A 12640-nucleotide genomic window follows, 5' to 3' on the forward strand; every position below is an offset into this window, starting at 1 on the left:
GGCGTTGACTTTTGGCACGCTGTTGAGTTCTCAAGGAACGGACGCTTCCTTCGCGCCGCCTTCCGGCAGGCCCTCCGGGCTTCGTTCTTTCGTGTTCCCAGTTTATCAGACGCTTTCCGCTCCGTTTTCCGGAGTTTCCTTCATTCCGACTTCCCGAACTGGTCGGGGCCGCTTTCGCGACGTCCACCACATTAGCGCATTCCGAGTGTCACTCGAAATTCACGCTCACCCGCCGACGGGAACGCCAAGGGACCCATTTTCATGGGGACCAGGGCGTGAGAGTGGGTCTTGCTGAGTGGGGTGTCCGCTCCAGCGACTCGTTCAACACTAGGCCACCCGGACGACGTCGTCAAACGTCGAGGGCCGGATCTGTCCAGATCCGGCCCTCGGGGCTCAAAGCCGCAGCTCAGAGCAGGTGTGTTTCGGTCGGGCTCAGCCGGCGACCAGCTCCGCCGCCGCCAGGTTCCGCTTGCCGCGCCGCAGCACGAGCCAGCGGCCGTGCAGCAGGTCGGCCTCGGTCGGCGCCGCCTCCTCGTCCGTCACCTTGACGTTGTTGAGGTAGGCCCCGCCCTCCTTGATCGTCCGGCGGGCGGCCGAACGGCTCGGCGACAGTCCGACGGCGACCAGCAGGTCGACCACCGTCTGGAGCTCGGAGACCTCGGCCTTCGGGACCTCGGCCAGGGCGGCGGCCAGGGTCGGCGCCTCCAGGTCGGCGAGGTCGCCCTGGCCGAACAGCGCCTTGGACGCGGCGACCGCACGCTCGTACTGCTCCGCGCCGTGCACCAGCGTGGTGAGCTCCTCGGCGAGGGCGCGCTGGGCGAGGCGGGCCGCGGGACGCTCGGCGGTCTCGCGCTCCAGCTCCTCGATCTCCTCCTTCGAGCGGAAGCTGAAGATCCGCAGGAAGGTGGGGATGTCCCGGTCGTCCGCGTTCAGCCAGAACTGGTAGAAGGCGTACGGGGTGGTCAGCTCGGGGTCGAGCCAGACCGTGCCGGACTCGGTCTTGCCGAACTTGGTGCCGTCGGCCTTGACGATCAGCGGCGTGGCCAGCGCGTGGACGGACTTGCCGTCGGCCTTGCGGATCAGGTCCGTGCCGGCGGTCAGGTTGCCCCACTGGTCGCTGCCGCCGGTCTGCAGGGCGCAGCCGTAGCGGCGGTTCAGCTCCAGGTAGTCCATGCCCTGGAGGATCTGGTAGCTGAACTCGGTGTAGCTGATGCCCGCGTCGGAGTTGAGCCGTCGGGCGACGGCCTCCTTGGCGATCATGTTGTTGACCCGGAAGTACTTGCCCACGTCACGCAGCAGGCTGATCGCCGACATCCCGGACGTCCAGTCCAGGTTGTTGACCATGCGGGCCGCGTACGGGCCCTCGAAGTCGAGGAAGCGCGAGATCTGGCCGCGCAGGCGCTCGACCCAGCCGGCCACCGTCTCGGGGTCGTTGAGCACGCGCTCGGCGGTGGGCTTCGGGTCCCCGATCAGGCCCGTGGCGCCGCCGACCAGGCCGAGCGGGAGGTTCCCCGCCTGCTGGATGCGGCGCATGGTGAGGATCTGCACCAGGTTGCCCAGGTGCAGGCTGGGGGCCGTCGGGTCGAAGCCGCAATAGAAGGTGACCGGGCCGTCCGCGAACGCCTTGCGCAGTGCGTCCTCGTCAGTGGACAGGGCGATCAGCCCGCGCCACTGCAGCTCGTCGACGATGTCCGTCACGGTCACGCTTCTCCTTCGATCGGGCGTCCGCCCTGTGCCGGCCCGGTTCGGTCGGGCCCGGGGTGGAACGACTCCAGCCTGATAGAGCCTACGCGGTTCCGGCCAGCGAGTTTCCCCCGAGGCGCCCAGCGCGGTCGGGCAGGCGGCCTTCCCGGGCCCCTCCCCGACACCGGAAATTCCGTTGTTCGACGGCTACGGGCCCATTCAGAGTGGTTCCACCGCCGTGCGGCGGCAGTGACGTGTGGGGAGACGGTCGTGCCGCCGTGGCACGCCCGCGGGAAGGGTGTGCCGAGTGCGCAACACGCTGGTTCTGAACGCGAGCTACGAGCCCCTGACGACGGTGTCGCTCCAGCGCGCCGTCGTCCTGGTGCTCCAGGACAAGGCGGTGGTGGAGCAGGCGCATCCGCTGCGCTCGATCCGGGGAACGGGTGTGGCCGTCCCGGTGCCACGGGTGATCAGACTGCAACGGTACGTACGGGTGCCGTTCCGACAACAGGCTCCGTGGTCGCGGCGGGGCGTCCTGGCCAGGGACCAGCACCTGTGCGCGTACTGCGGGCGGCGGGCCACCACGGTGGACCACCTCCAGCCCAGGTCGCGCGGGGGCGCCGACAGCTGGATGAACACCGTGGCCGCGTGCGCGGAGGACAACCAGCGCAAGGCGGACCGCACCCCGGAGCAGGCCGGGATGACGCTCTTGCGGCGTCCGTTCGTGCCGACGCCGCAGGCCAGTCTGATGCTGGCGCTCGGGCTGCGCGGCTCGGAGGTCCGGGACCTCGCCGACTGGCTGCCGGCCGTTCCGGGTCGGCCCGTCACCGCGGCCTGAGGCGGCGTACGGACGGCAGGGGTGGGTTTCCGGGCGGCACCCCCGTCAGGCGGAGACGCCCGGGGGGACGGGCGGAGGGCGTCAATTCTTCGCCCGGTACCCCGCCGCCGTGCCGTAGTTGGTCGCGTGCTCGGGCACCACGACCACCTGGCCGCCGCCGATGAGCACCCGTCCGGAGACCAGCAGCGAACCGGTGCCGACCGGGAAGTCGCCCCCGGTCGCCTCCCGGCCGCCCGCCAGCGGGAACCGGCTCAGCCGGGCGGGCTGGTCACGGCGTTCGTCGGCGGCGAGCACCAGCGAGCCGCCGTCGATGCCGACCGCCCGGACGGCACCCTTGGCGGCGGTGGGCGCCTTCCAGCGCTGCTTGCCGGTGTCCAGGTCGTAGCCGACCGCCTCCACCGGTCCCCCGCCGTTCTGCGGAGTCAGGGTGGTGACCATCGTGCGGCCCTCGAAGTACGCGCCCGGAGTGGCCGAAAACGTACCGTGGCCGACGTCCAGCCGACCGCCGTCGGCGACCACCGGGATCTCGGCTGCCGGGTCACCGCCCGTGCCCCAGGCGAGGACCCGGTCGTCCTCGGGCTTCTGGCCCGTGGTGAGCACCACGGACGGCTCGGCCGACAGCACCGTCACCGTCTTCGGCCGGTTGTTCAGGCCCCGCCACCAGCCGACCTTGCCGTCCGCGGTGTTCAGCGCGACGGCCTGGTCCGCTGGGGTCGAATCGGCGCAGGTGGAGGCGACGAACACGGTTTTGCCGCTGACGCCGCCGGACAGCGTGCAGAACCTGCCCTGCCCGGTGTACTGCCAGACGTCCTTGCCGTCCGCGGACTCCCAGGCCAGGGCCCGGTCGTCGCCGACGGCGACCACCTTGTCCTCGGTCACGCCGACCCGGGCCGCGTACGCGCTCTTGGCGTCCGAGAGACTCTTGGTCCAGGCGGTCCGGCCGGTCTTGGTGTCCACCGCGACCACCAGCGTGCAAGGGCTCTTCGGGTCGGCCTGCGGACGGAACAGCGCCGCGCCCAGGCCGGCCTGGTTCACCCCCGCCGACAGCCCGCACGGGACGGCCCCGGCGGCCGGCGGCTCCACCGACCAGGCCGGCTTGCCGCCCGCCCGGTCGTAGGCGTGCACCCCGGTGCCGTCGGCCCGGACCACCGCGTCGGCGAGCAGCCAGCTGCCGATCAGCGTGTCGTCGCCCCCGGCCGCGGCGGCCGCGGCGGGCTGCGCGGCCCATGCCCGGGTGTGCGCCACCGCGAAGCCCGGCTCGCCGCCGCTGCTCGCCGCCGCGCTGCCGCCGCCCTCGCCGCCGACCATCAGCCCGGCGGCCACCAGCACCCCCAGGGCCGCCACCCCGGCGCCGGTCCGCATCAGCAGGGCCTTGCGGCTAGGGACGTGCTCCCCGGTCAGCACCACGTCGGCGGCCTTCCGGGCCCTGGCGGAGAGCGAGGAGCCCAAGGCCTCCGAGGAGCCCTTACCGCCCCCGGCCGCGCGCCGCCCGGCGGCCCTCGACCGCCCGCCGGGCCCGGTCTGCGGCTCGGATCCCTGCGTCGGAGGGGTCTCCGCGGACGGCTCCGGGACGGGGGCGGACGCCGGCTCGACCTCGTCCAGGTGCACGTAGCCGTCCGCCGAGTACTCCGCGCCCGCCGGGACGTACAGCGGCTCCTCGGCGGGCTGCGAGGGCGCCGCGTACGGCACGTAGGGCTGGTCCTGCGGGTACGGCTGGTACTGCTCCTGGCCGCCGTACGGGCTCTGGACGTAGGCACCCTCGACGTAGCCGGTCAGGCCGTGGCCGCCCTGGCCGTACCCGTTCCCCGCGTAGCCGTTCTCGCCGTACCCGTTCGCGGCGTAGCTGGTCCCGGCGTACCCGTCCCCGGCGTACCCGTAGCCGTCCTGGCCGGCACCGGAACCGGAACCGGCCTGCTCGTCACCGCTGTGCCCGTAGCCGTCCTGGCCGAACGGCGGCTGCTGCCCGTGCCCGGCCGAGCCGTAGCCCGGCTGCGGCTGCCACTGCGAAGCCTGCTGCGGCACGGAGTACCCCTCGTACCCGGAGTACTGCTGGTCCGGGTGGCCCTGCGACGGCCACGTGTGCTGGGAGTGGGCGTCTCCGAAGGGCTCCTGCGCCATCCGTTCCGTCCCTCCACTGCCGCCCGCCTGCCGATGCGGCAGTCAGCATCTCACGCCCGTGGGCGGGGGCTGCCCCGGCGTCCGCCCACCCGGCGTCAGGCCGCCGACTCTGCGCTCAGCTCCTGGTCGATCCGGGCGGCGAGGGTGAAGTCCAGGCCGGTGAGGCCGCCGGCACTGTGGGTGGAGAGCACGAAGCGCAGGGTGCGCCAGCGGATGTCGATGTCGGGGTGGTGGTCGAGCGCCTCGGCGTGCTCGGCAACGGCGACGACGACCCGGACCGCCGCCGGGAAGCCCGGAGCCTCGGCGGTCCGGACGATGCTGTCGCCCTCCCGCGTCCACCGGGGCAGCGCCGCCAGGGCCGCCGTGATCTCGTCCTCGTTCAGCCGTGCCCTGCTGCTCATCGCCGCGCTCCTGGTGGGTTCGGTCCGGGCTTCCGCTGTCAGGCCGCCTTCCGACGCGGACGGACCACCAGCTCGCCGCCGCAGTTGGGGCAGCTGCCGGCCATGGCCTCGGTGCAGTCCGGGCAGAAGGTGCACTCGTAGGAACATATCGAGGCGTGGCCGTCCGCGGTCAGCGACACCTCGCAGCGCTCGCAGCTCGTCCGCATCTCCAGGGCCATGGCGTACTCCTCCGATGTCCGGGTGTTCCGACGGCCCGACAGCCTGACGATCAGACAGCCGTTCAACTCAACAGCAGCTTGGTGACGGCCACGAGCCCGACCACGACGATGACACCGCGCAGCGCGGTCGGCGGCAGGCGGCGGCCGACCTTCGCGCCCACCAGGCCGCCGACCAGCGAGCCCGCCGCGATCAGCCCGGCGGCGGCCCAGTTCACGGTCGAGGTGAAGAGGAAGAAGAGCGCGGCGACGGCGTTGACGACCATCGCCAGGGCGTTCTTCACCGCGTTGATCCGCTGGAGGTCCTCCTGCAGCAGCATGCCCATCAGCGCCATCAGCAGCACGCCCTGGGCGGCGCCGAAGTAGCCGCCGTAGATGCCGGTCAGGAACACCCCGACCAGCAGCACCGGGCTGCCGTCCGGATCGCCGCCGGGGCGGCGGCGGGCGGCGACGGCCTTGGCCACCCGGGGCTGGACCACCACCAGGACGAGTGCGAGCAGGATCAGCACCGGGACGATCGCGTCGAAGGCTCCGCTCGGCAGCTTGATCAGCAGCAGTGCACCGAGCAGCCCGCCGAGCACCGAGGCGATGCCCAGACGCAGCACCCGGCGGCTCTGGTCGGCCAGTTCGCGGCGGTACCCGATCACGCCGCTGAGCGAACCGGGCACCAGGCCGAAGGAGTTGGACACGTTGGCGGTGACCGGTGGGAGGCCGACGGCGAGCAGGACCGGGAATGTGATCAGCGTTCCGGACCCGACGATGACGTTGATCATCCCGGCGCCGACGCCGGCCACCAGGACGGCGATCGACTCCCAGAGCGTCATGGGTCACCTCTCCTCTCGGTCCTGTCCGAGGGGATCATGCCGGACGGGCCCGCGGGCCGACCAGACCCGCCCACGATTCGGGACGCACGTCACCCTGCCGCCGTCGCTCCGGAACCGCCGCGGGAAGGCCGAGGGCCCGCAGCCTCCCGGCGGCGGGCCCTCGACGGAGCGCGGTTGGAGCGGTCACTCCGGGTCGATCTTCGGGTACTCCCGGGACGGGTCCACCCGGGGGCGGGCGGCGCCCTTCTCGGTGTCCACCGGCCGCGGGCCGGAGGCCGGGTCCAGCGGCACCTGGGTGGCCGCCGGGGTCGTCTGCGGGACACTCGGCGCGGCGACGGCGCCGCCGTTGGCCCCGCCGTTGCCGGTCAGGCCGGTGAAGGCGCCGCCGAGGCCCTTGAGCGCGTCACCGACCTCGCTGGGGATGATCCAGAGCTTGTTGGAGTCGCCCTTGGCCAGCTCGGGCAGCGTCTGGAGGTACTGGTAGGCGAGCAGCTTCTGGTCGGCGTCGCCGTCGTGGATGGCCTCGAAGACCGTCCGGATCGCGGCCGCCTCACCGTCGGCGCGCAGGACCGCGGCCTGCGCCTCACCCTCGGCCTTGAGCACCTCGGCCTGCTTCTCACCCTCGGCCTTGAGGATCTGCGCCTGGCGCTGGCCCTCGGCGGTGAGGATCGCGGCGCGCTTGTCGCGGTCGGCGCGCATCTGCTTCTCCATCGAGTCCTGGATGGAGGTCGGCGGCTCGATCGCCTTCAGCTCGACGCGGTTGACCCGGATGCCCCACTTGCCGGTGGCCTCGTCCAGGACGCCGCGCAGGCCGGCGTTGATTACCTCGCGCGAAGTCAGGGTGGACTCCAGGTCCATCGAGCCGATGATGTTGCGCAGCGTGGTGACGGTCAGCTGCTCGATCGCCTGGATGTAGCTGGCGACCTCGTAAGTAGCGGCCCGGGGGTCGGTCACCTGGTAGTAGATGACGGTGTCGATGTTGACGACCAGGTTGTCCTGGGTGATCACCGGCTGCGGCGGGAACGGCACGACCTGCTCGCGCAGGTCGATCCGGTTCCGCACGCGGTCGATGAACGGGACGACGATGTTCAGCCCAGCGTTGAGCGTCCGGGTGTAGCGGCCGAAGCGCTCCACGATCGCGGCGCTGGCCTGCGGGATGACCTGGATCGTCTTGATCAGCGCGATGAAGGCCACCACGACCAGGACGACCAAAACGATAAGGACGGGTTCCACGGACTCTCCCCTAGACGACCAGGGCGGTCGCGCCCTGGATTTCGACGACGTCGACCTGCTGCCCCGGCTGGTACACCTGGTCCGGGTGGAGCGCCCGGGCCGACCAGATCTCGCCCTTCAGCTTGATCCTCCCGCCCTCCCCGTCGACGGTTTCCGCGACGACCGCGGTGGCGCCCTGGAGCGCCTCGATGCCCATCTTGACCTGCGGGCCGGTCCGGAGCTGCCGGTAGGCGATCGGCCGGACGAAGACCACCAGGGCGGCCGAGACGAGGACGAAGGTCAGGGTCTGCAGGACCGCGCCCCCGCCCAGTGCGGCAACACCCGAGGCGGCCAGCGCCCCGACCGCGAACATGGCGAACTCCGGCATCGCGGTGAGCACCAGCGGTATGCCGAGCCCTGCGGCGGCCAGGAGCCACCAGATCCAGCTGTCCACGTGTCCATCCTAGGGAGCGAAGGCCTACGAGGCGGACAGTTCCCGCAGGTCGAGGGGCGGAAACCGGTCGCGCGTGCGACCGGTTCCCGACGGCCTTCCGGTCGGGCGGACAGACGGGGCCTCAGCCGAGCGGCAGTCCCTGGGCCGACCAGCGGTCTCCGTGCCGCTCCAGGGTCAGCGGCAGGCCGAAGCACTTGGAGAGGTTGCGGGCGGTCAGCTCGGTGTCGATCGGGCCGGCCGTGAGCACCTTCCCCTGGCGGATCATCAGGACGTGGGTGAAGCCCGGCGCGATCTCCTCGACGTGGTGGGTGACCATCGCCATCGCCGGGGCGAACTCGTCCTGGGCGAGCGCGCCCAGGCGGCGGACCAGGTCCTCGCGGCCGCCGAGGTCCAGGCCAGCGGCGGGCTCGTCGAGGAGCAACAGCTCGGGGTCGGTCATCAGGGCGCGTGCGATCAGGGTGCGCTTACGTTCGCCCTCGGAGAGGGTGCCGAACTTACGGTCGGTGAGGTTGGCCATGCCGAGGCGGTCGAGCAGGGCGAGCGCACGGCCCTCGTCCGACTGCTCGTAGATCTCCTGCCAGGTGACCGTCATGCCGTACGCCGCGGTGAGGACGGTCTGCAGCACGGTCTGCTCGGCCGGAAGCTTGTCGAACATGGCGGCGCCGGCCAGGCCGATACGGGAGCGCAGCTCGAACACGTCGATCTCGCCGAGCTTCTCCCCCAGCACCGTGACCTTGCCCGAGGTCGGGAAGAGGTACGAGGAGGCGATCTGCAACAGCGTGGTCTTGCCGGCGCCGTTCGGGCCCAGGATGACCCAACGCTCGCCCTCGGAGATGGACCACGAGACCTGGTCGACCAGCGCGCGCCCCTCCCGGACCACGGATACGTCCACCAGCTCCAGCACGTCGCTCATGCCTATGCCTTCCCCAAAAAACAAGATTCTCGGCCGTCGGTGCGGGCGGCGAGCCTACTCCGGCAGCCGGTGGGCACGGGGTGGGTGCGCCGCACACGCATGGGCAAACCTACGCCACGCGGATGACCGCCGATTCCGTAGGCTGGCCGGATGCTCGCGACTCCTGCCGACAATCCGTACGAAGAGCCCCGTTCGGGGCGGCTCACCGCCTGGGGCAACGCCCTGCTGGCGAGGCTGGTGCCGCCGGACGACGCAGCCGCGGCCGTCCTGGGCGCGGATGAGCTCCACAGGGTCACTGGTCTGCCTGGTGACGGGCCCGAGGACCAGCACGGGCTGACCTGGGCACTCGGGCGGCTGCGGGTGCTCGGCGTCAAGGGCCTGCGTCTCGCACTTCCCTCAGCCGGGCATCCGCTCGGTCTTACCGGCCCGCATGCGTTCAACGAGCTCGCCATGAGTACGGGCGAGGCCGTCCTGGCCGTGGGCACACCGCTCGGGCTTGTTCCGGAGGTGGAGGTGTACGGCCCGGTCGGAGATCGCTCGGCCACCGTGCTGTGGCGCTGCCATGAGGTCAACGACACACCGCCGGCGGACGTGCCGTCCCTGCACGAGGCCGAGCGTGAGCTGGCGGACGGCCTGCGGGAGGCGACCGTCATGCTCACCCGGCTCGACGTGGCCGGCGCCGGCCCCGAGGCCATGCGGGCCCTCGACGCCTACCGTCGGCGCGGTCACAGCGAGCTCCTCGCCCCCGGCTACCCGCCCCGGGCCGTCCGAGTCCTGGAGTCGGCCCGTCAGGTGTCCGCCCTCCTCGCGATCGCCTCCGGCGGGCACGGCGCCGCCGTCAGCGCCTCGGAGATGGCCGCCCGCCAGTCCGCCCTGGCGCCGCTGAGGCGCACTGCCCGGCGCGCCCAGGTAGCCGCTTACAACGCCCTCGTCGACGAGCGAGACGACCGCTGAGAGGTGCTGGGCCCCGGTGGTAGCGGCAACCACCGTCACCTCGGCGCCCGCCCGTCTGCCATCGGGCCCGGCGTCCGGGCCGGTCGGCCCCGGCCCGGACGCCAGTCCGCACTGGGGCCGCCCCGAGACGTCGGCGGACAACCGCTGCTCCAGCGCCGCGGCCGCAGCCTGTGCCGTAGCCGCGGCCTTGCGCATGCGCTCCGCGACAGCCTGTTCCACCGCGACGTCCGGAACGGCGGCCAACGCCTCCCTGCTGTACGTCGGCCAGCCTCGGAATCCGCTGCAGGGGTGCAGCTCCCCCGCGGCGGCGAGCCGCCTGACGTCCTCGGCGATCACCGGCAGACCGGTGGTGTGGCTCAGTACCGTGGCCGCCTTGGCTGCCCCCACCGGTGGCACGGCGCCCAGCGTGAGGACGATCTCCTCCGCACGGGCGTTCAGCTGTGCCTCAACGAGAGCCGACCACATGCCGTTGTCGAGGTCCGGCTCGGGGATCAGCTCACGCTCCCGCGCCAGGTTGAACTGCCAGCGACGCATCCGGAGCCGGCGCCTCAACAGCTCCGGCCCATAGGCGTCCCTGTCTCGACCCGTGCCCGGCTCCTGACGCCCGGGCAGCGGTCCGTGCGACTCCGGCTCTCGGCCTCCGCCAGCCGTGAGCGGTTGAGGCCGCGGCACGGGGGCGGCAGCTTCGTCGAACAGGCTGCATCTCAACTCGGCCTCGTGGACCAGCACGCCGAACCCACACTCACTGAGTGTCGCATTCATCCGGCCCTCCCTCGGGATCGGTGTCGATGCTCAGCCTGGCATGGGTGACTGACGGGACATCACTCCAATTCGGGCTGACCCTGCCGAAAGACACATGCCGGGCGGCCGTTTGACGCCTACCGCCGCCGTAAACCTGCCGATCGGCACGGCGTCCGCACCACCTGCCCGCGCCCCCCGGCGGCTACCCCTCGCGCGCCTCGCCGTGCCGGACGGCCCAGAGCGCCGCCTGGGTGCGGTCGGCCAGGTCCAGCTTCATGAGGATGTTGGACACGTGGGTCTTCACCGTCTTCTCCGAGAGGTGCAGACTGCGGGCGATCTCCCGGTTGGAGCGGCCGTCGGCGATGTGGCCGAGCACCTCGCGCTCGCGCTCGGTGAGCGTGCCGCCGCGGCCCTGGGGAGCACGCGGGCCCTCGTCGGAGAGCAGGGCCTCGGCCAGCTCGGGCTGGAGCAGGACGTGACCGGCGTGCACCGAACGGATCGCCCCGGCCAGAGCCTCCGGGTCCACGTCCTTGTAGACGTACCCGGCTGCGCCGGCCCGCAGTGCGGGGACCATCGTGCGGTGCTCGGTGAAGCTGGTGACGATCAGGATCCGGGCCCGGCTGCCCTCGCCCTTGAGCGTGCGCAGCGCCTCGATGCCGTCGGCCCCGGGCATCTTGAGGTCCATCAAGACGACGTCCGGGTCGAGTTCACGCGCCCGCTCCACACCTTCCGCCCCGTCGGCGGCCTCCCCGACCACCTCGATGTCGTCCTGGACCTCCAGGAAGGTGCGCAGCCCGCGCCGAACCACCTGGTGGTCGTCGACCAGCAGGACACGGATCGACGGTGTGCTCTCAGGCACCGGGGACCTCCATCTCGACGAGCGTCCCCCGACCGGGGGCCGACTCCAGGGTGAGCGTGCCGCCGACGGCGGCCGCGCGGTCGCGCATCGAGGCCAGGCCGAGGTGGCGGCCGGCTCGCCGGACGGACTCCGGGTCGAAGCCGCGCCCGTCGTCGTGCACCCGCAGCACCGCCCCGCGCGCCGGCGTCCCGGCCAGGCTGACGGTGACCCGGCGGGCGCCGGCGTGGCGCAGCGCGTTGTGCAGCGCCTCCTGGGCGACTCTCAGCAGCGCCGCCTCCTGGGCGGGCGGGAGCGCCCGGACTCCGTCGGCGGCGAAGGCGACGTCGGCGGTGTGCGCCCGGTCCAGGACCTGTACCTGTGAGGCGAGAGTGGCGCTGAGCCCGTCCTCCTCCAGGGCGGCAGGGCGCAGTTCCACGACGACCGCGCGCAGCTCGTCGGCGGCCTCGGCGGCCAGCCGGGCGACCTCGGCGAGCTCGGCGCGCGCCCGGTCCGGGTCGCGGTCGACGAGCTTGGCGGCCGCCTTGGCGGTGAGCCGGAGCGAGAAGAGCTTCTGCGAGACGGCGTCGTGCAGGTCGTGGGCGATCCGGGCCCGCTCGCCGGCCAGCGTCAGCTCCCGGCTGCGCTCGTACAGCCGGGCGTTGGACAGGGCGAGGGCGGCGTGCGCGGCGAGGATCCGCAGCAGTTCCTCGTCGTGGTCGGTGAAGAGGCCGCCGCCGCGCTTGTTGGCGAGGAAGATGACGCCCATCACCTGCGGCTCGTCCTCGGCCGCGTCGGTGTCCAGGATCGGCATGCCCAGGAAGGCGTCCATGTCGGGGTGCGCCGCGGGCCACCCCTCGAAGGCGGGTGCCCTGCGGACGTCGGACAGGCGCGTGGGGCCGGTCTCGTGCAGCATCTCGGCGAGCACGCCGTGCTGGCGGGGCAGCGGGCCGATCGCCCGCCACTGCTCGTCGGTGACGCCGTCGACGACGAACTGGGCGAAGCCCCCGTGGTCGTCGGGCACGCCCAGGGCCGCGTACTCGGCGCCGAGCAGGCCGCGGGCGGAGGCGGTGATGCGGCGCAGCACCTCGCGGACCTCCAGGTGCCGGCTCATGGCGAGCAGCGCCTGGCTGACGGCCTCGATCCCGGCCAGGCACGGTTCGCAGGCGGGCAGGGGGCCGTGGTGGGCCCGGTGGTCTCCGGTGGTGCTGGGCATACCGCCAAACTACCGCCGCCGCCGCAGGCTCCGCGTCCGCCTGCGGCCGCCCCGGGCCCGGGCCCGCAGACCTAGGTCCCCGGCCTCGTCGGGGCCGCCGGTCATGCCGCGGGGGGGGCCCCCCCGGGGGGGGGCCCCCCCCCGCGGGGGGGGCGGGGCCCCCCCCCCCCGGGGGCGGCCCCCCGGGGGCGGGCGGGGGGGGGGGCCGGGGGCCCCCCAGCCCCCCCACGCCCCCC

The 12640-nt window shown here is 72.8% G+C and carries 12 protein-coding genes; 2 read left to right on the plus strand and 10 right to left on the minus strand.

Going from position 1 to position 12640, the window contains the following annotated elements; translation table 11 throughout:
* Positions 1-432 precede the first annotated feature (432 nt).
* Complete coding sequence (gene tyrS / locus ACH5AR_RS12635) at positions 433-1698, minus strand: tyrosine--tRNA ligase (RefSeq protein WP_396301659.1); 1266 nt, start codon at positions 1696-1698, stop codon at positions 433-435.
* Between the two features lie 292 nt (positions 1699-1990).
* Between tyrS and ACH5AR_RS12640 the strand changes: the two genes are divergently transcribed.
* Complete coding sequence (locus ACH5AR_RS12640; RefSeq protein ID WP_396301372.1) at positions 1991-2521, plus strand: HNH endonuclease; 531 nt, start codon at positions 1991-1993, stop codon at positions 2519-2521.
* Between the two features lie 81 nt (positions 2522-2602).
* On the opposite strand, the gene ACH5AR_RS12645 is transcribed toward ACH5AR_RS12640, so the two are convergent.
* From ACH5AR_RS12645 to ACH5AR_RS12675, 7 genes are all read right to left on the minus strand, one after another.
* Positions 2603-4639 (minus strand): PQQ-binding-like beta-propeller repeat protein, encoded by a 2037-nt coding sequence (locus ACH5AR_RS12645; RefSeq protein WP_396301373.1) that lies wholly within the window; start codon positions 4637-4639, stop codon positions 2603-2605.
* Positions 4640-4734: 95 nt separating this feature from the next.
* Positions 4735-5040: a 4a-hydroxytetrahydrobiopterin dehydratase gene (locus tag ACH5AR_RS12650; protein ID WP_396301374.1), complete on the minus strand. Its 306-nt coding sequence runs from the start codon at positions 5038-5040 to the stop codon at positions 4735-4737.
* Between the two features lie 38 nt (positions 5041-5078).
* Positions 5079-5258, minus strand: a complete 180-nt coding sequence (locus tag ACH5AR_RS12655; RefSeq protein ID WP_396301375.1) for a DUF1272 domain-containing protein — start codon at positions 5256-5258, stop codon at positions 5079-5081.
* 62 nt (positions 5259-5320) lie between these two features.
* Positions 5321-6079 (minus strand): sulfite exporter TauE/SafE family protein, encoded by a 759-nt coding sequence (locus ACH5AR_RS12660; protein WP_396301376.1) that lies wholly within the window; start codon positions 6077-6079, stop codon positions 5321-5323.
* Positions 6080-6262: 183 nt separating this feature from the next.
* Positions 6263-7312, minus strand: coding sequence for an SPFH domain-containing protein (locus ACH5AR_RS12665; protein WP_396301377.1), 1050 nt, complete (start codon positions 7310-7312; stop codon positions 6263-6265).
* Between the two features lie 10 nt (positions 7313-7322).
* A complete protein-coding gene (locus tag ACH5AR_RS12670; protein WP_396301378.1) occupies positions 7323-7745 on the minus strand; it encodes an NfeD family protein in 423 nt (140 codons plus the stop codon).
* A 121-nt stretch (positions 7746-7866) separates the two neighbouring features.
* On the minus strand, positions 7867-8658 hold the full coding sequence (locus ACH5AR_RS12675; RefSeq protein ID WP_396301379.1) for an ABC transporter ATP-binding protein: 792 nt from the start codon (positions 8656-8658) through the stop codon (positions 7867-7869).
* 150 nt (positions 8659-8808) lie between these two features.
* Between ACH5AR_RS12675 and ACH5AR_RS12680 the strand changes: the two genes are divergently transcribed.
* Positions 8809-9612: a hypothetical protein gene (locus ACH5AR_RS12680; protein ID WP_396301380.1), complete on the plus strand. Its 804-nt coding sequence runs from the start codon at positions 8809-8811 to the stop codon at positions 9610-9612.
* Positions 9613-10555: 943 nt separating this feature from the next.
* Here ACH5AR_RS12680 and ACH5AR_RS12685 read toward each other — a convergent pair.
* Positions 10556-11212, minus strand: a complete 657-nt coding sequence (locus ACH5AR_RS12685) for a response regulator (RefSeq protein ID WP_396301381.1) — start codon at positions 11210-11212, stop codon at positions 10556-10558.
* On the minus strand, positions 11205-12302 hold the full coding sequence (locus ACH5AR_RS12690; protein ID WP_396301660.1) for a GAF domain-containing sensor histidine kinase: 1098 nt from the start codon (positions 12300-12302) through the stop codon (positions 11205-11207). The genes ACH5AR_RS12685 and ACH5AR_RS12690 overlap by 8 nt, the downstream gene beginning before the upstream one ends.
* Positions 12303-12640 lie beyond the last annotated feature (338 nt).

The organism is Kitasatospora sp. NPDC018619, from assembly GCF_044391605.1.
In the GTDB taxonomy this organism is placed as follows: domain Bacteria; phylum Actinomycetota; class Actinomycetes; order Streptomycetales; family Streptomycetaceae; genus Kitasatospora.